The sequence below is a fragment of the Streptomyces sp. NPDC056347 genome, assembly GCF_042262625.1.
Lineage (GTDB): Bacteria > Actinomycetota > Actinomycetes > Streptomycetales > Streptomycetaceae > Streptomyces.
The window spans coordinates 20,008-38,348 of the sequence record NZ_JBHJQP010000035.1; the positions used below are offsets into that span (position 1 = coordinate 20,008).

At 72.5% G+C, this 18,341-nt stretch carries 14 protein-coding genes; 3 read left to right on the forward strand and 11 right to left on the reverse strand.

Annotated elements, in window-relative coordinates; translation table 11 throughout:
- Positions 1-30 precede the first annotated feature (30 nt).
- Genes ACFCV8_RS11245 through ACFCV8_RS11260 form a run of 4 tightly spaced genes read right to left on the reverse strand, consistent with a single transcriptional unit; the run spans position 31 to position 6,053 of the window.
- A complete protein-coding gene (locus ACFCV8_RS11245) occupies positions 31-1,890 on the reverse strand; it encodes an IucA/IucC family protein (RefSeq protein ID WP_376685046.1) in 1,860 nt (619 codons plus the stop codon).
- A 60-nt stretch (positions 1,891-1,950) separates the two neighbouring features.
- Complete coding sequence (locus ACFCV8_RS11250) at positions 1,951-2,706, reverse strand: GNAT family N-acetyltransferase (RefSeq protein ID WP_376685047.1); 756 nt, start codon at positions 2,704-2,706, stop codon at positions 1,951-1,953.
- 42 nt (positions 2,707-2,748) lie between these two features.
- A complete protein-coding gene (locus ACFCV8_RS11255) occupies positions 2,749-4,644 on the reverse strand; it encodes an IucA/IucC family protein (protein ID WP_376685048.1) in 1,896 nt (631 codons plus the stop codon).
- A 29-nt stretch (positions 4,645-4,673) separates the two neighbouring features.
- A complete protein-coding gene (locus ACFCV8_RS11260) occupies positions 4,674-6,053 on the reverse strand; it encodes a diaminobutyrate--2-oxoglutarate transaminase family protein (RefSeq protein WP_376685049.1) in 1,380 nt (459 codons plus the stop codon).
- A 330-nt stretch (positions 6,054-6,383) separates the two neighbouring features.
- Between ACFCV8_RS11260 and ACFCV8_RS11265 the strand changes: the two genes are divergently transcribed.
- Together ACFCV8_RS11265 and ACFCV8_RS11270 are read left to right on the forward strand one after the other, a co-directional pair.
- Entirely contained in the window at positions 6,384-7,595 is a 1,212-nt protein-coding gene (locus ACFCV8_RS11265; protein ID WP_376685050.1) for a trypsin-like serine peptidase, read from the forward strand.
- Positions 7,596-7,827: 232 nt separating this feature from the next.
- Positions 7,828-8,997 (forward strand): trypsin-like serine peptidase, encoded by a 1,170-nt coding sequence (locus ACFCV8_RS11270; protein ID WP_376685051.1) that lies wholly within the window; start codon positions 7,828-7,830, stop codon positions 8,995-8,997.
- Positions 8,998-9,079: 82 nt separating this feature from the next.
- On the opposite strand, the gene hflX is transcribed toward ACFCV8_RS11270, so the two are convergent.
- The 6 genes from hflX to miaA all read right to left on the reverse strand — a co-directional run bounded on the left by hflX (position 9,080) and on the right by miaA (position 17,081).
- A complete protein-coding gene (hflX, locus tag ACFCV8_RS11275; RefSeq protein WP_376685052.1) occupies positions 9,080-10,600 on the reverse strand; it encodes a GTPase HflX in 1,521 nt (506 codons plus the stop codon).
- Positions 10,601-10,742: 142 nt separating this feature from the next.
- Positions 10,743-12,197, reverse strand: coding sequence for a M1 family metallopeptidase (locus tag ACFCV8_RS11280; RefSeq protein WP_376685053.1), 1,455 nt, complete (start codon positions 12,195-12,197; stop codon positions 10,743-10,745).
- 115 nt (positions 12,198-12,312) lie between these two features.
- Positions 12,313-14,460 carry a RelA/SpoT family protein gene (locus ACFCV8_RS11285; protein ID WP_376685054.1) on the reverse strand — a complete coding sequence of 716 codons (2,148 nt, stop codon included), beginning with the start codon at positions 14,458-14,460 and terminating at the stop codon, positions 12,313-12,315.
- Between the two features lie 188 nt (positions 14,461-14,648).
- Positions 14,649-15,521, reverse strand: coding sequence for a diaminopimelate epimerase (gene dapF / locus ACFCV8_RS11290; RefSeq protein ID WP_376685055.1), 873 nt, complete (start codon positions 15,519-15,521; stop codon positions 14,649-14,651).
- 76 nt (positions 15,522-15,597) lie between these two features.
- Positions 15,598-16,035, reverse strand: a complete 438-nt coding sequence (locus ACFCV8_RS11295) for a hypothetical protein (protein ID WP_376685069.1) — start codon at positions 16,033-16,035, stop codon at positions 15,598-15,600.
- A gap of 107 nt (positions 16,036-16,142) precedes the next feature.
- Positions 16,143-17,081, reverse strand: a complete 939-nt coding sequence (miaA, locus tag ACFCV8_RS11300) for a tRNA (adenosine(37)-N6)-dimethylallyltransferase MiaA (RefSeq protein WP_376685056.1) — start codon at positions 17,079-17,081, stop codon at positions 16,143-16,145.
- Positions 17,082-17,263: 182 nt separating this feature from the next.
- Between miaA and ACFCV8_RS11305 the strand changes: the two genes are divergently transcribed.
- Positions 17,264-17,500 (forward strand): antitoxin, encoded by a 237-nt coding sequence (locus ACFCV8_RS11305; protein WP_376685057.1) that lies wholly within the window; start codon positions 17,264-17,266, stop codon positions 17,498-17,500.
- A gap of 99 nt (positions 17,501-17,599) precedes the next feature.
- Here ACFCV8_RS11305 and ACFCV8_RS11310 read toward each other — a convergent pair whose 3' ends face one another.
- Complete coding sequence (locus ACFCV8_RS11310; RefSeq protein WP_376685058.1) at positions 17,600-18,316, reverse strand: class III extradiol dioxygenase subunit B-like domain-containing protein; 717 nt, start codon at positions 18,314-18,316, stop codon at positions 17,600-17,602.
- Positions 18,317-18,341 lie beyond the last annotated feature (25 nt).

Here is an 18,341-nt window from a genome sequence, read left to right on the forward strand (position 1 = left end):
CAGCGTACGGGTCGCCACTGACAACAGCGGTCACTCCCGGACTCCGGCAGCCGGATGGAGCGGGTTGGGCACGGTCCCGTGGACGGCGGCGTGCGGGCGCTCGGAACGGTCCCGGTAACCGTCGACGTGCAGCCGGTTACGGTTCAGACAGAGGCGTTCGATCTCGGGGGTGAGCAGGTCGAACAGCTCGAACCGGTCCTTGAGCTCCGGGAATCGGGCGTGGTGGCGCAGGATCTCGGCCCGGACAAGTGACCAGAAATCGCCCTCCGGAACACCCAGCTGCTCCTCGCACAGCGCCGAAAGGAAGCGGAACACTCCGATGAAGAGCCCGGAGTGGATGAACTGGGTGAGGAAGCCGGGTTCCTCGGTGAGCAGGACGCGGCGCACGTCCTCGGGCATCGGCTCGTGCTCCGGCAGCGGCCGGGCGCTGATGTTCACGTCGTCGACGAAGTCCTTGATCGCCAGGCGTGCCGGTACGTCCCGCTCGTCGAAGACCACGATGGCGTTCTCGCCGTGCGGGGAGAAGACCGTGCCGTACCGGTAGAGGAAGTGGAGCAGCGGCGGGAGCAGGGCGGCGAAGAGGCGGGCCAGCCAGGCGGTGGGGGTGAGTCCGGAGCGGTCGACGAGCTCGGCGGTGAAGGCGCGGCCGCTCGGGTCGGTGTGGAGCAGTGAGGCGAGGGTCCGGGCCCGCTCACCGGGGGCGAGCCGGGGGCCCAGGGGTTCGCGCCAGATCGCGCCGAGGATCTCCTTGAACTGGTACGGGGCCTCGGGGAGGTGGTCGTAGAGCGGGTGCTCGACCGTGACGGAGGCGACCTCGCCGAGCAGGATGACCCCGCAGGTGTCGCGGAGGAAGGCGTCCTGGTCGCGCAGGCCGTGGACCCAGGTGGTGACGGCGGGGGCGGCGAGGGTCCGCTCGGTCGGCAGGCCGCGCCAGACCAGGGTGTTGAGGATCGACAGCGGCAGCTTGACCGAGTGCCGGTCGGGGCGGGCCACGTTGCTGAAGGTCCGGATGGACTGCTGGGGCAGCCTGAGGTCCGGGTCGGCGTGCAGCGGCACGATCTCGCCGGCGGCGATGGCGGGGGCGAAGAGCGGAACGATCCATTCGTCCCACTGCCAGGGGTGCACGGGGAGGAGGAGATACCCGTCCGGGTCGAGACCGCGGGCACGGAGCACGGCGTCGAAGGAGGCGCGGACCGAGGGGTCGAGCTCGTGGGCGTACAGCTGCTCCGGGCCGGTCAGTCCGGCGGCTCCGCGGTAGGCGGCGATCGTGGTGGAGACGGCGATCCACGGCAGGGTGAGGGGCGTGCGGGCCTCGGGGGTGTAGCGCGTGGCGTCGGCGGCGGAGAGGCCGAGGCGGCCCTTGTTCGCGACCAGCCAGGGGTGGCCGGTCTGGTGCCCCTCCAGCTCGGCGTAGTCGAGGTCGGCCAGCTCGGCGACGGTGAGCGCGGTGTGGTCGAGGCGGGCGTCGGCGCCGAGGGTGGTGGTGATCTCGCGGATGAGATGGCCGAGGGTGGCGCCGTCGATGCCGAGGAGGTGACGGGCACGGACGAGGAAGCGGAGCGGGTCACGGAAGGGAGCGGCGGCCTCGTCCGATGCCCCCGGGGTGCTCACGGGGGTCTCCAGGACGGAGTCCGGGACGACGTGCCAGCTTCCGTACACGCCCCGCCGGGCGCGGAAGACGAGGCTCCCGCCGTCGTCCAGGGCCAGGGTGAACGTATCGCTCGCGTCGTCCTGCCGGACCGGCTCGATGACTTCCTCGTAGGCGAACTGTCCGAGCATCTTGGCGAGCATCCGGGCGGCGGCCCGGTCCCAGATCTCGCGGTTCAGTTCCGGTGTGCGGAGCAGGTCGGCGAAGTCCGCCGGATCACGGCTCTCTGGGTATTTCGGCACGGGGACTCCTCGGTATGGAACCCATGGGGTTCGAGCGGGGCGAGTGGGGCAACGGTTCGTTCACAGCTGGGCACGATGGATTCGGTCGCGGACCATCAGGGCGGCTTGCTTCTCGGGGAGTTCGAGCTCCGCGGAGAAGCGGAAGCCGGCGCTCAGGAAGGCGGAGACGGACGGGGTGTTGCGCAGGTCGGGTTCCGCCACCACCCGCGCGCACCGGGGGCGGTGGTCGAGCACGAGGTCGGCGACGGCCCGCAGCAGGGTGGTGCCGATGCCGTGGCCGCGGTCGTTCACACCGCCGATGAGCAGGTGGATTCCGGTGTCGTGCGGGCGGGCCGGGTAGTGGCGGGCCAGCGGGTCGAGATCCGCGCGGTAGATCTCCCAGTAGCTCATGGGGACGCCCCCGAGCACGCCGAGGCAGGGCACGCTGCGCCCGTCGCCGTCGAGCTGCGGGAGCAGATGGGCGGCCGTGACGGCCTCGGGCCCGGCGAGCTCCCAGAAGGCCGCGACCGCGGGATCGTTCATCCAGCGGCTGAGTACGGCCAGGTCACGCTCCAGCCGTACGGGGACGAGCTGGAACACCCCGGCCGACGTGGCGACGGGGCGCCAGTCGGCCGGGCGGTCGAGCAGTTCGGAGCGGGCCGCCGTCGGCCCCGCGCCGGCCCCCCGGTTCCGGTCGTTCCCCGCGGTCGGGGCGTCCTCGCCGAGCAGGGCGAGGAGTTCCCCGGGAAGTTCCAGGTCCAGGGTGTCGTCGGCGCCGGTGTCGGCCGGTGGGGCGGGGCCGCTTCCGGCGTCGGCGTACGCGTCGGCGGGAGCCACGGGGGCGTTCTCCTCTCGTGGTCGGACGATGGACGGTCTGCCTCAGGCGTGCAGGGGGTTGGCCATGGTGATGTAGACGGACTGGGTGTCGACCGGGCCGACCAGTTCGTCCAGACCGTGCATCCGGGTCAGCAGATTGGCCTTGCAGCGCAGGTGGGACTTGTCCAGCAGAAGCGCGGGGAGCGGGGAGCCCAGGCCGGCGGCCGAGACGAGGAACCGGCGGAAGGCCGCGATCAGTACGCGCTCGTCGGCGAGCCGCTCGGCGCCGAACGCCCCGATCAGGCCGAACACATGGTTGATGCCGAGGTAGTAGGCGAACCGCTCGTCGGTGACCGCGTCGGTGACGAAGGTGTCGCTGAGCGCTCCGATGCCGGGGAGCCGGTCCTCCAGCGCCGCGCGGTAGGACTCCCGGAAGTAGTAGCCCTGGTTGTCGCGGTACCGGCCGCCGACCGGCCAGCCCTCGCGGTCCAGGAGCACCAGGGTGTTCTGCTGGTGCGCTTCGAGGGCCACCCCGGCCCGGCCGTCGAGCCAGAGCACCGGGCGTACGACGCGGTCCAGGTAGCGCAGGAACCACTCGGCGGCGACCGCGCCGGTGCTCCGGCCGGTGACGACCGCCAGCGCGTGCACGATCCGGGCCAGGCGCGTGTGCATGCCCGTCCGGCCCGGCCAGGGGCGCGGCGCGGTGAGGGCCGCGACGCAGACGGCGTCGTCCAGCGGCCCGAACGGGTTGTGCCGCAGGATCACGTCGAGGCCGCGGACGGGGGTGCCGTCCGGGCCGTCGACGGCGAGCCAGGCGGGGTCGCGGACGATGTCGAAGTCCGGGTGGGCGGCCTGCCACTCGGTGGCGAGCCCGCTGCGCAGCAGCCGGTGGACCTCGACGCCGCGGTGGAGTTCCTTGCGGAGGTTCTCCCGGCGGGAGTTGGTGATGCGGACGCCCAGGGAGAGCTTGAGCATGACGTCGGCGCCGGGCCGGTGCACGGTGCGGACCGAGGAGGTGGGGTGCCAGTGCTCACCGTACGGTCCCAGGTCGTGCAGGTGTCCGGCGTCGAGCAGGGCGGCCACCTCGGGGCGGTGGCGCAGTTCGCGGGCCTGCCAGGGGTGCAGGGGCAGCGGTGCGGTGCCGTGCGGAAGTCGTAGCCCTTCGGCGTGGGCGGCGACCAGTTCCTCGGCGGGCATCGGGCGGCCCTTGTCGGTCCAGGCGGAGTCGGTGGCGAGTACGGAGCGGTCGACGGCCATCCAGTGCAGCGGGAAGGAGCCGTGCGACTCGGGTGAGTAGAGCCGGGATTCGGCCTCGGAGAGCCCTTCGCGGCTCTTGGGGGTGGGGTGGAGCGGGTGGCCGAGCAGCAGGGACTGTTCGGCGGTGAGGAAGAGGTCGCTGCCGGCCGGGGCGTGCGGGGCGCGGCGCCGTTCGGCGATGAAGCCCGCGGTACGTCGTACCGAATCGGCCACGCGGGCCACCATGTCGGCGCCGTGGTCGCGGTCGGCCTCACGGCCCAGGAGGGCGGCGACGGTGACGGCGTCGGCGGGCGGCGCTCCTTCCGGCGCCCCTTCCAGGGCGGGCGGGCCGAAGCGGTGCCAGCCGGTGGCCGACCAGTGGAGGACGGGGACCAGCAGGGCCGTTCCGCTGGCGGGGAGGGGGATGCGGAGCGTGGGTCCGTCCGGTCCGGCCGGGCCGGTCTCCCGGACCCAGCAGCGCAGCAGGTTCTCGGTGCCCGCCGTGTCGGCCGCGCGGTACGGGTCCGGGTGGTCGAGCGGGTCGGCCGGTGCCTCGCCGGGGTCCGGGGCCGAGGCGGTGCGGCTCTCCTCGGGCGGGGCCGTCATCTGGCGCGGCACGACGGACTGTTCGAGGACGAGCGGCCCGGCGGCCCGGGCCTTTCCTCGCTGCGGAGTGGGGGAAGCTCCGTCGCCGTGGGGGGTGGGGGTGGGGGTGGGGTTCACGGTGGTCTTTCTCGTGAGGGCGTCCGGGGTCAGCGGACCGACCCGGTCGTGATCCGGCGGTGCGGCAGCCGCTCGGCGGCCGCCAGGGCGTCGGCGAGGCGGTCCACGACCGCCGTCGCCTGTTCGTCGGTGAGGGTCAGGGGCGGGAGGAGGCGGACGACGGCGGAGTGGCGTCCGCCGATCTCGACGATGAGCCCGCGGCGCAGGCACTCCTGCTGGACGGCGGCGGCGAGGGCGGGGGCTGGTGGGGATTCCGGGCCGTCGCCGGGCGCGTCGGCCTCCGGGTCGACCAGCTCGATCCCGATCATCAGGCCTCGTCCGCGTACGTCGCCGATGGTGGGGTGGTCGGCGGCCAGTGCCCGCAGGCGGGCCAGCATGCGGGCGCCGAGCGTGGCGGCGCGCTCGGCGAGACGGTTCTCCCGTACGTAGGCGAGGGTGGCCGTGCCCGCGGCCATCGCCAGTTGGTTGCCCCGGAAGGTGCCCGCGTGGGCGCCGGGCCGCCAGGTGTCGAGTTCGGCGCGGTAGACGATCACGGCGAGCGGGAGGGAGCCGCCGATCGCCTTGGAGAGCACCATCACGTCGGGCACGATCCCGCTGTGCTCGACCGCCCAGAAGGCGCCGGTGCGGCCGACGCCGGTCTGGACCTCGTCGGCGATCAGCGGGACGGAGCGGGACTCGGTGATCTCGCGCATCCGGCGCACCCACGCGTCGGGGGCCGGATTCACCCCGCCCTCGCCCTGTACGGGTTCAAGGATCATCCCGGCGGGCAGCGGGGTGCCGGACTTGGGGTCGTCCAGGAGGTTCTCGGTCCACCGGGCGGCGATCTCGGCCCCGCGCTCCCCGCCGACGCCGAAGGGGCAGCGGTAGTCGAGCGGGAACGGCAGCCGCGTCACCGTCGCGTCCTCGGCGCCGCCGGACGCGGCGAGCGCCCCCGCCGTCATCCCGTGGTAGGCGCCGGTGAAGGCGAACAGGCCGTTGCGTCCGGTCGCGCCGCGGACCAGCTTGAACGCCGCCTCGACCGCGTCGGTGCCCGCCGGTCCGCAGAACTGGATCCGGGCGTTCTCGGCGAGCTGCCGGGGCAGGGTGGCGAACAGCTCCGTGGTGAAGGCGTCCTTGACCGGGGTGGCGAGATCGAGCACATGCAGCGGCGCGCCCGAGTCGATCACCTTTTTGATCGCTTCCAGGACGACCGGGTGGTTGTGCCCGAGCGCCAGGGTGCCCGCGCCGGAGAGACAGTCGAGATACCGCCGCCCGTCCGCTCCCTCGATGGTCAGTCCACGGGCCCGTACCGGCACGATCGGCAGCGAGCGCGCGTAGGTCCGGGCGGCGGATTCGCGCAGGGACTGGCGGCGCAGAATCCCTTCGTGCACCGCCGGTGCTGCCACCGGGGCTGATTCGGTCACGGCCACGGCTTTCGGTCCTCCTGCTGTAACGGTTGCGTTGCACATCGGCACGCCGACGCGCGGACAAGGTGTGGGGGACGAACACGGTTCCCGGCTCTCCCGCACGTACCAACGACGCCGAACGCGGCGGATCACGGGTAAATCGGAAGATCCTTGCGGCCGCGGAACCGTGGACCTGCCGGTCACCGTCCCCATCGGCACCGGCATAGTGGGGGCCGCACAGGAGTCCGGACACCCGTCCGGCCGTCCATGGGGTGTTCGGAGCGGTCGGCTCGGGGCACCGCCGAAGTGCTGTACCGAAGTGTTGAGTTACGGAAGTCCCAGGGGGATCACCACATGCGACTCGTTCGACCGGATCTCGTCACGCGTCAGGGCAGGGGGCGGCGGCCGGTGCTCGCCGTGGCCGCCGTGGCCGCGGCCCTCGTACTGACCGCCACCGCCTGCGGGCCCGAGGAGGACGACGCGAGCGGCGCGTCGAGCGTCTCCGCCGACCCGTCCTCGGACGGCAAGATCAAGATCCCGGACGATCTGAAGAACCGCCTCAAGGAACACGGGATCGATCTCGACCAGTGGAAGAACGGCGAGTGGAAGAACTGGGACAAGGAGACCTGGCTGCGTGAGGCCAAGGACTTCGTCAACCCGATCATCGAGGGCCTCTGGGACCCGGACCGGATGCGGGACGCGGACAAGTCCCCCGAGAAGCCGGTCGACAACGACATCTCCGGCGACACGGGCGTGACGGACCCGACGCCCGTGCCGGTCCGGGCCAAGGGCGTTGCGACGCCGTACCACGACAGCGCCCCGGCGTCCGGGAAGCTGCTCTTCGACAGCCCCGAGGGCACCATGGTCTGCTCCGCGACCGTGGTCACGGACCCGGCGCACCCCGGGAAGTCCAACCTGGTCTGGACTGCCGGGCACTGCGTGCACGCGGGCAAGAAGGGCGGCTGGTACCGCAACATCGCCTTCGTGCCGTCGTACAACAACCAGGGCCTGCCGACGGCCGAGCTGGAGAAGGCGACCAAGGAGCAGATCGCTCCCTACGGTGTGTGGTGGGGCACCTGGGCGCAGACGTCCGACCAGTGGATCTCGCAGGGGTCCTCGATGGGCGGGCAGGGCGCGCCGTACGACTTCGCGGTGCTGCACGTGACGCCGGAGAAGGGCGCGACGGGCAAGTCCCTGGAGGAGACGGTCGGTGCGGCGCTGCCCGTCGAGTTCAACGCCCCGGCCGTACCGAAGATCAGCGGCATGACGGCGACCGGATTCCCGGCGGCCCCGCCGTACGACGGCCAGAAGGCGTTCCAGTGCGAGGACAGGCCGGGCCGGCTCTCGCTGACCGCGCAGGACCCGACGATGTACCGCATCGGCTGCTCCATGACCGGCGGCTCGTCCGGCGGCGGCTGGGTCGCCACCGGCCAGGACGGCAAGCCCGCGCTGGTCTCGAACACCTCCATCGGCCCGGTGACCGCCGGCTGGCTGGCCGGCCCGCGCTTCGGCGACGTGGCCAAGGGTGTCTACGAATCGGTGAGCAAGAAGTACGCGGGACAGTGACGCCGTACCGCTGCCGCCGCTCGTTCCGGCGGAGTTGACGGTACGCCAGGGCCCCCGGCGCGCGGATGTCGCGCCGGGGGTCTTCGCGTCGGGCGCCCCCTGCCGAAGCGGCGCGGAGCACACCCCGGTCCGTCGTAGGGTGGGCCCCTGCGTCATCGGCGGCCGCCCGTCCGGTCGGCGAACCGTATGACACGCTCATGGCAATTCAGGTTATTCAGGGGGAATACGTTCCATGCGATCCATACGTCCACTGCTCGCAGCGACCGGCCTCGTCGCCGCGCTCGCGCTGACGGCGACGGCCTGCGGCCCGGAGGAGGACGACGCGGCCGCCAAGCCCTCGGCCGGCGCCACGGCCGGTCACGACAGCGGCGGTTCGCTGCCCGACGGGCTGGCCGACAAGCTGAAGAAGCACGGCGTCGACCCGGAGAAGTGGAAGAACGGCGAGTGGAAGAACTGGGACAAGGACAAGTGGCTGCGTGAGGCCAAGGACTTCGTCAACCCGGTCATCGAGGGGCTGTGGAAGCCCGAGCGCATGAAGTCGGCCAAGGACCCGGCGAAGACGATGGCCGCCGGGGACGTCACCGGCGGCCAGGGTGTCTCCGACCCGGAGCCCGAGCCGGTGCAGGCCGAGCGCGAGAAGACGCCGTACCACGACTACGCGGCTCCGGTCGGCAAGGTGTTCTTCGACTCCCCCGAGGGCTCCATGGTCTGCTCGGGCACGGTCGTCAAGGACCCGCAGAACCCGGGGAAGTCCAACCTGGTGTGGACCGCCGGGCACTGTGTGCACGCCGGTTCGAAGGGCGGCTGGTACCGCAACATCGTCTTCGTGCCCGCCTACAACGACAAGGGCAAGTCCGCCGCCGCGCTGCAGAACGCCCAGCCTCAGGAGGTCGCCCCGTACGGCGCGTACTGGGCGGACTGGGCGACCACGTCCGGGGAATGGATCAAGGACGGCGGCCCCACCGGGGGCGAGGGCGCACCCTACGACTACGCGGTGCTGCACGTGAAGCCGGAGCAGGGAACCAAGTCCCTGGAAGAGACCGTGGGCAATGCCCTGGAGGTCGAGTTCGACGCCCCGGAGGCCACCCGGATCAGCGCCATGGGGGCCTGGGGCTACCCGGCCGCTCCCCCGTACGACGGCCTGATCATGCACAAGTGCGTCGACCGGCCCGGGCGGCTCTCGATCAGCCCGAACACCCCGGCGATGTACCGCATCGGCTGCACCATGACCGGCGGCTCGTCCGGCGGTGGCTGGTTCGTCGCGGGCCGTGACGGCAAGTCCGTGCTGGTCTCCAACACCTCGATCGGCCCGGTGACTTCGGGCTGGCTCGCCGGTCCCCGGCTGGGCCCGGGTGCGAAGGCCGCCTTCGACGCCACGAGCAAGCAGTTCGCCGGCCGGTAGGCCCTCTCACCGCACAGGCCGAAGGCCCGTCCCCTGCCGGGGGCGGGCCTTCGGCTCACTGTCGGGCGGTGCCCTGCGGCGGTCAGTGCGCCACGGCGACGAACGAGGAGAGCTCGGCCGCCAGCTCCTCGTGCACCCGCGCCTTGATCAAGGTGCCCTCCGAGGTGTGCTCCTCGGAGACCATCTCGCCCTCCGCGTGCACCCGGGAGATCAGTCCGCCCTGGATGTACGGCACGAGCGCCTCGACCTCGACCGACGGCCTCGGCAGCTCGGTGTCGACGAGCCGGAGCAGCTCGTCGATGCCGGCACCGGTGCGCGCCGAGACGGCGATGGCGTGCCGCTCGATGCGCAGCAGCCGCTGGAGCACCAGCGGATCGGCCGCGTCCGCCTTGTTGATCACCACGATCTCGGGCACGTCCACCGCGCCGACCTCGCGGATCACCTCGCGCACCGCGGCGAGCTGCTCCTCCGGCGCCGGATGGGAACCGTCCACCACGTGCAGGATCAGGTCGGAGTCACCGACCTCCTCCATCGTGGAGCGGAACGCCTCGACGAGGTGGTGCGGCAGATGCCGTACGAACCCGACGGTGTCGGCCAGGGTGTAGAGCCGGCCGCTCGGCGTCTCGGCCCGGCGCACGGTCGGGTCCAGGGTGGCGAACAGCGCGTTCTCCACCAGGACGCCCGCCCCGGTCAGCCGGTTGAGCAAGGAGGACTTGCCCGCGTTGGTGTAACCGGCGATGGCGACCGACGGCACCTTGTTGCGCTTGCGCTCCTGGCGCTTGATCTCGCGGCTCGTCTTCAGCTCCGCGATCTCCCGGCGCATCTTCGCCATCTTCTCGCGGATCCGGCGCCGGTCCGTCTCGATCTTGGTCTCACCGGGGCCGCGTGTGGCCATGCCCCCGCCGCCGCTGGAACCGCCGCCGCCCATCTGACGGGAGAGCGACTGACCCCAGCCGCGCAGCCGCGGCAGCATGTACTGCATCTGGGCCAGCGAGACCTGCGCCTTGCCCTCACGGGACTTGGCGTGCTGGGCGAAGATGTCGAGGATCAGGGCGGTCCGGTCGACCACCTTTACCTTGACGATGTCTTCCAGGTGGATCAGCTGGCCGGGGCTGAGCTCACCGTCGCAGACGACGGTGTCGGCCCCGGACTCGAGGACGATGTCACGCAGCTCCAGCGCCTTGCCCGAACCGATGTAGGTGGCCGGGTCGGGCTTGTCGCGGCGCTGGAAGACGGCGTCGAGCACCTGGGCACCGGCCGTCTCCGCCAGTGCGGCCAGCTCCGCGAGGGAGTTCTCCGCGTCACGCACGGTCCCCGACGTCCAGACACCGACCAGCACCACGCGCTCCAGGCGCAGCTGTCGGTACTCGACCTCGGTGACGTCCTCGAGCTCGGTGGAGAGCCCGGCCACACGCCGCAGCGCGGCGCGCTCGGAGCGGTCGAACTGCTCGCCGTCCCGCTCTCCGTCGATCTCGTGGCTCCAGGCGACGTCCTCTTCCATCAGGGCGTCGGCCCGAAGGCTCTCGGTGAGGCTCTCGGTCGTGTTCTCCGTAGCGCTCTGCGCGTCCTGCGCGTCCTGGGGAAGGGAAGAAGAGGAGGTCATTGGATCCTTACGTCGTTGGAAATCCGTTACGTCAGTCACAACGCGTGACTCCTTCCGAAGATTCCCGACGGGAATTCTCCGGTCCGGCCGCCGCGGCGACCCGTCGATAGTGGCACGCGCCGCCCTCGCCAGTCATCCCGGTTTACCGCTGCCGGGCCGGTGCGTCGCTGTGCCAGTCCGGGTGTCCCGGCATCGGCGGGGTCTTCGTCCCGTACAGCCAGGCGTCGAGGAACCCGGCCAGGTCCCGGCCCGCGGTCCGCGACGCCAGCCGGACGAAGTCCTCGGTGCCGGCGTCGCCGTCCCGGTGCCTGCGTACCCAGCTCCGCTCCAGCCGGTCGAAGGCGTCCTGCCCGATCTCCTGGCGCAGCGCGTAGAGCACCAGCGCGCTGCCGTCGTACACCACCGGCCGGAACAGGCTGATCTTCTCCCCGGGGACCGGGGCGTCGGGGCGGGCCGGGGGGCCGCCCGCGGCGCGCCAGCCGTCGGACCGGGTGTAGGCCGTGCGCATCCGGCTCTCCAGCGACGGGCCGCCGTGCTCCTCGGCGTAGCGGGCCTCGTACCAGGTGGCGTGTCCCTCGTTCTGCCACAGGTCGGACCAGCGCCGGGGCGCGACGCTGTCGCCGAACCACTGGTGGGCCAGCTCGTGCACCATGATCGAGTCGACATACCAGTCGGGGTAGTGCTCCTCAAGGAACAGGGCCCGCTCGAAGAGCGAGAGCGTCTGGGTCTCCAGCTCGAATCCGGTCCGGGTGTCGGCGACCAGCAGCCCGTACGCCTCGAAGGGGTAGCGGCCGACCTGTTCCTCCATCCATTCCAGCTGGGCCGGGGTCCGGCTCAGGCGGGGTTCGAGGCGCTCGCGGTCGGCGGCGGGCACCACGTCGCGCACCGGGAGTCCGTGCGGGCCGGTCCGGTGCAGGACGGCCGAGCGCCCGATGGAGACCTGGGCCAGTTCGGTGGCCATGGGATGGGCGGTGCGGTACGTCCAGGTGGTGTCGGCGCCGTGCCGGACCGCCCCGGTGGGCAGCCCGTTGGCCACCACGGTGAGGTCCTGCGGGGCGGTGACCCGGAAGGTGAAGTACGCCTTGTCGGCGGGGTGGTCGTTGCTGGGGAAGACCCGGTGCGCCGCGTCGGCCTGATTGGCCATCGCCAGCCCGTCGGCGGTACGCACCCATCCGCCACTGTCCGCGGCGCCGGTCGGGTCGCTGGTGTGGTGGACGGTGATCCGGACCGGCACTCCGGCGGGGAGCCTGCCCACCGGCTGGATGACCAGGTCCTCGTCCTTGAGGGCGAACTCGGCGCGCAGGCCGTTGACGTCGACGGAGCGGACGGTGCCCCGGGCGAAGTCGAGGTTGATCCGGTCCAGCGGCTCGGTGGTCCGCGCGTCGATCCTGGTGACGGCTTCCAGCGGCTTGCTGTTGTCGCCGCGGTACGTGAACGCGATGTCGTAGGAGCGGACGTCGTAGCCGGGGTTGCCGAGCTCGGGGAAGAGCGGATCGCCGATGCCGAGCGGCACGGGCGAGGGGAGGGTGGCTGCGACCAGGGTGGCGGATGCGGCGGCCAGCAGGGCGGCCCGCAGCCGGCGGGAGATGAACGGCATGGACTACCGCTACCAGCGACGTCCCGCCGGACAGGCGCGGCGCGCGCCGCGCCACCCGAATGAGAGCGCTGTGGCGGATGGGGGCACTGTGGCGGATGGCCCCGGGCCGGTGGGATCAGACGGCGACGGGGCGGTGGGCGCGGCTCACGTCGTACACCCCGGGCACCTCGCGCATGGCGCGCATCAGGGCGGGCAGTCCGGACGCGTCGGGCAGTTGCAGGGTGTAGGTGTGGCGGACCCGCTGCTGGCTGGGGGGTTCCACGGTGGCGGAGATGATCGCCGCTTCGGCCGTGGCGATGGCTTCGGTCAGGTCGGCGAGCAGCCGGGGGCGGCCGAAGGACTCGGCGACCAGGGTGACCCGGCACTCGGTGGCCTCGCCCCAGCTCACCCCCACCGGCGTCCGTCCGGCGGATCGCATCCGGGTGACGGTGGAGCACTTCAGCCGGTGCACGGTGACCGCGCCGCCGTGCACGACGAACCCGGTGACGTCGTCGGGGGGCACGGGTGTGCAGCAGCCCGCGAGCCGTACGGGGGCATCCGGCCGGCCGGTCACGGTCGGCGCGGCACCGGCGGGCTCGGCCGAGGCGGTCCTGGCGTGGCCCTGCGGGGGCTGTCCGGCCCCGGCCCGTGCGGGGCGGGCACCGTGCGGGCTCCGGGTGTCCTCGGGGTGGGTGTCCAGCCAGCCGCTGATGGCGATGCGGGCGGCGGGGGTGCGGGCGTGGTCGAGCCAGTCGGGCGAGGGGCCGGACACGGTGTCCTCGGCGAGCAGCGGCTGCACGGTGTCGCCGTCTTTGAGCACGGTGCCGAGGGTGGCCAGGCGGCCGTTGACCCGGGCGCCGATGCAGTGGTGTGCCGCGTCGCCGTACTGCGCGTAGGCGGCGTCGACGCAGCTGGCTCCGGCGGGCAGCCCGAGCGTGCCCCCGTCGGTCCGGAAGACCGTGATCTCGCGGTCCTGGGCCAGGTCGGCGCGGAGCGTGGTCCAGAAGGTGTCGGGATCCGGGGCGGACTGCTGCCATTCGAGGAGCCGCGAGAGCCAGCCGGGACGGGTGGGGTCGGCGCGCTCGCCGTCGGCGGGTTCCGCGGGCTGGGGGCCGGGGGTGCCGTCGGAGGCGTACGGATTACCGAGGGCGATGACACCGGCCTCGGCGACCTTGTGCATGCGGTGGGTGCGGATGAGGACCTCGACGACCGCCCCGTCCGCGCCGACGACGGCGGTGTGCAGGGACTGGTACAGGTTGAACTTGGGGGCGGCGATGAAGTCCTTGAACTCGGAGACCACCGGGGTGAAACAGGTGTGCAGCTCGCCGAGGACCGCGTAGCAGTCGGCGTCCTCGCCGACGAGCACGAGCAGCCGGCCGAAGTCGGTGCCGCGCAGCTCACCGCGTTTGAGGCCGACCCGGTGCACGGAGACGAAGTGACGCGGCCGGATGAGGACTTCGGCCGGGATTCCGGCTTCGCGCAGCACGGCCGTGACGGACTGCGTGACGGCCGCGAGCGGGTCCTGACGGGCCGTCGCGGAGCCGTCCTGACGGGCGGTCGCGGCGGCGATCAGCGCCCGGGTCCGTTCGTACTCCTCGGGATGGAGGATCGCGAAGACCAGGTCCTCCAGCTCGGTCTTGAGGGCCTGCACGCCGAGCCGTTCGGCCAGCGGGATCAGTACGTCGCGGGTGACCTTGGCGATCCTGGCCTGTTTCTCGGGCCGCATCACGCCGAGGGTGCGCATGTTGTGCAGCCGGTCGGCGAGCTTGATCGACATGACCCGGACGTCGTCCCCGGTGGCGACCAGCATCTTGCGGAAGGTCTCCGGCTCGGCGGCCGCCCCGTAGTCGACCTTCTCCAGTTTGGTGACGCCGTCGACGAGATAGCGGACCTCGTCGCCGAACTGATCCCGCACCTGATCGAGGGTCACGTCGGTGTCCTCGACGGTGTCGTGGAGGAGCGAGGCGGTGAGCGTCGTCGTCTCGGCGCCGAGCTGGGCGAGGATCAGCGTGACCGCGAGCGGGTGCGTGATGTACGGCTCACCGCTCTTGCGCATCTGGCCGCGGTGCGAGGACTCGGCGAGTACGTAGGCCCGGTGCAGGATCGAGAGGTCCGCGTCCGGGTGGTGGGCCCGATGGGCCTCGGCCACATGGCCGATGGCGTCGGGCAGCCGGTCGCGGGAGGCGGGACCGAGCAGCGCGACGCGGCCGAGCCTGCGCAGGTCGATCCGGGGACGGGCCCGTCTGCGGATGGGGGCACCTGGGCTGGCGGCCTCTGCACTCATGGGGGGCACCTCCGGCGACGTCGACCGGCGGTGGGAGTGCGCGGTCGCGCCTCCGGGCCGGTGCTTGATGCTACCGAGCCCACCACGTGGCGGAGTCCCGCTCTCGCCCAGCGTGAAACGGATCACCCGTTCGAGCGAAGATCCAAAGCCCGTTGTTTGGTCCGGACCGGGCTCGTCGGCCGCTCCCGTCAGCCGGTCAGTGCCTCGGCCCAGGCGGGGTCGAGGTGGCCCTCGGCGACGATCTCGGCCGGACCGGTCATCTCGATCTCGCCGTCGGGCCGCTCGGTGATCACGAGCGTACCGCCGGGCAGGTCGACGGTGTACGTGACGGGGGTGCCGGTCAGCGCGGGGTCGGCGCCGTCCCTGCGGGCGGCGGCGACGGCCACGGCGCAGGCGCCCGTGCCGCAGGAGCGGGTCTCGCCGGAGCCCCGCTCATGGACCCGCATCGCGACGTGACGCGGCCCGCGGTCCACCACGAACTCGATGTTCACGCCCTCGGGGTAGACCGCCGCGGGGCTGTAGGGCGGCACGGAGAGCAGGTCCCCGGCGTGTGCCAGGTCCTCGACGAAGGCGACCGCGTGGGGGTTGCCCATGTTCACGTTACGGGTGGCCCAGCTGCGGCCGTCGAGGCTGACGGTGACCCCGTCCCCGGGCAGCCGCGCGCGCCCCATGGAGACCGTGATGGCGCCGTCCTTGGCGATGTGGACCCGCTTCACGCCGCCCCGGGTCGCCACGGCGAGGTCGCCCGCCCCGGCATGTCCGGCGCGCTGGAGGTAGCCGGCGAAGACCCGTACACCGTTGCCGCACATCTCGGCGATCGAGCCGTCGGCATTGCGGTAGTCCATGAACCACTCGGCCTCGTCCGCCATGTCCCGCGCCTCCGGGTGCGCGGCGGACCGTACGACGTGCAGCAGACCGTCGCCGCCGATTCCGGCGCGGCGGTCGCAGAGCCGGGCGACCGCGGACGCGGGCAGGTCGAGGGCGTTGTCCGGGTCGGGAATGATCACGAAGTCGTTCTCGGTGCCGTGACCCTTGAGGAAGGCGATCTGCGAGGTGCTCACGGAGCAACTGTACGAAACCTCGACGGACGATGCCGACGTCGGTCCGCCCGGCCGCGGCAGGGGCCGTGCGCGCCTGTCAGCGCAGCCGGGCCACGCGCCAGATCGCCAGCGCGACCAGCGTGCCGCAGACGGCCACGTACAGGGCGATCACCCGCCAGTCGGGCCGCTCACCGGAGCCCCGCTCCGGCAGTCCGGGCCAGGTGTACCCCACCCGGCGGGCGGCCATCATGCCCCAGCCCGCGGCGCAGCAGCTGATCAGCAGGCCCAGCATGGCCACGACCGCGCCGCCGTCGCCGAACTCGAAGGCCAGCGGGAAGGCGAACATCAGTGAGCCCACCGCGGCGAGCATGACGATCGGGGCCAGCTGCCAGATACGCAGCCGGCGCGCCGGCCGCAGCTCGACCTCGACCTCGGGGGTCGCCTCGATCTCGTCCGGCCCGTCGGGGCTCAGACGGTCCGCTCCGTGCAACGCGTCCGGTGCGTCCTGCTCTGTGTCGCGAGGGCCGGCCTCCATCGCCACGCGCCCTCCCAACTCGGACTCCACTGGTCGATCGATGCTCGATGATGGCACGCTCCGGGGCACCGAAATGACGGGCAGGGCTTCCCGATGCCATCACGTGATCAGGCTGTAACCGCTCGTTCGACCAACGCCAGCGCCTTGCCCGGGAGTTCCCCGCGGTCCTCGGCGGCGCCGCTGAGCCAGTGGACCCGCGGGTCGCGGCGGAACCAGGAGTCCTGGCGGCGGGCGAACCGTTTGGTGGCGCGCACGGTCTCGGCCCGCGCCTCTTCCTCGGTGCACTCCCCGGCCAGGGCGGCGAGCACCTGCTGGTAGCCCAGCGCCCGGGAGGCGGTCCGCCCCTCGCGCAGGCCCCGCGCCTCCAGCGCGCGTACCTCGTCCACGAGTCCGGCGGCCCACATCCGGTCGACCCTGAGGGTGATCCGTTCGTCGAGCTCGGGGCGGGCCACGTCGACGCCGATCTGGACGGTGTCGTAGACCGGCTCCTCGCCGGGAAGGTTGGCGGTGAAGGGTTTGCCGGTGATCTCGATGACTTCGAGGGCCCGGACGATGCGGCGGCCGTTGCCCGGCAGGATGGCGCGGCCCGCCTCGGGGTCGGCGGCGGTGAGGCGGGCGTGCAGGGCGCCGGAGCCGTGTTCGGCCAGCTCGGCCTCCAGCGCGGCCCGGACCTCCGGGTCCGTACCGGGGAACTCCAGGGCGTCGATGGTGCCCTTCACGTAGAGGCCGGAGCCGCCGACCAGGACGGGGGTGCGGCCCGCGGCGAGCAGCCGGTCGATCTCGGCCCGGGCCAGCCGCTGGTACTCGGCGACGCTGGCGGCCTGGGTGACGTCCCAGATGTCCAGCAGGTGGTGCGGGACCGAGGCCCGCTCGGCGAGGGTCAGCTTCGCGGTGCCGATGTCCATTCCGCGGTAGAGCTGCATGGAGTCGGCGTTGACGACCTCGCCGTCGAGCTGCTGGGCGAGGAATACCCCCAGGTCGGACTTTCCGGCCGCCGTGGGGCCGACGACGGTGATGACCCGCGGTGCGGGAGCTGAGCTTCTCACCGCCACAGTCTCGCAAACCTCCGGGCCGCTTCCCGAACGAGTGAGCTTCTTCGCCCTCCCCCCTGAACCCCCGGATGACGCGCTCACCTGCACGCACCAGTAGAATCACAACTACATATGGGTGTTTTTTCACAGTTTTGAAGAAGCACTCGACCGTGGTCCCCCAGCAGAGAAGGTGCCCGATGGGCTTCCTGGACACTTTGAAGGCGAAGCTGGGCCCCGCCAAGGAAAAGGTCGGCGAACTCGCGCATCAGCACGGGGGCAAGATCGACCAGGGGCTCGACAAGGCCGCACGGACGGTCGACGAAAAGACCAAGGGCAAGTACAGCGAGAAGATCGAGTCCGGCACGCGGAAGGCCAAGGACGCGGTCGAGCGCCTGGCCCACAAGAACGAGGGCGGCACGCCACCGGCCTCCTGATCCCGGCACGAACCGGCCACGAGCCGGGCAGGACCGGCGGACGGCCCGGCGGCGATGGTCCGCGCGGCCGTCCGCCGGGCGTTCCCGGGCGCCTCGGACTCAGGACCAGGCAGCGACCAGGTAGCCCACGCCGTACGGCGCCTCCTCGCACAGCAGCCGCCCGGTCGGCCCGGCCGCCCCCTGTGCCGCCCCCGCGAGCACCTGCCAGGGTGCCCGGCCCGCCGCCTTGAGTTCGTGCGCCAGCGCCGCGTCCAGCGCGATCAGCGCCTCGGGGTCCGCGGCGCCCAGCGCGCGGGCGGCGGCCGCGTCGAAGGCCTCGGCGCGCTCGTCCAGATATCCGGGGGCCTTCAGCGTGCGGCAGGCACTGCCGTCGCCCATCACCAGCAGCGCCACCCGGTCCGCCCGGGCGGCCAGGTCGCGTCCCGCCGCCACGCAGCGACCGGTCTCCAGCGTCTCCTCCACGCCCAGCCCCTCGACCGGAACGCCCTCCCACCGCGCACGGGACAGCAGCCAGGCACCGACCGCGAGGGACGGCGGGAGCGAATCCGGCGCCGCCCCACCCGGATCGCGACCGAGCCGTACGCCGAGGTCGACGCCGAAGCCCCGGAAGCTGCCGGTGACCCCTTCCGCGTGCGGACCGCGTCCCGAGGGGCCGGCGGGCCCCACCACGACCAGCAGCCCTGGGCGCGCGGCGGCCAGCACACCGACTGCCTCGGCGCAGGCGTCCCGCACGGCGTCGAGCTCGGGCGCGGCGCCGGCGGCGACCTCGGGTACCAGCAGGGGCGGGCAGGGGCAGACTGCGGCGGCGACAAGCATGGGGGGCAGCGTACTGCGTGGCCCC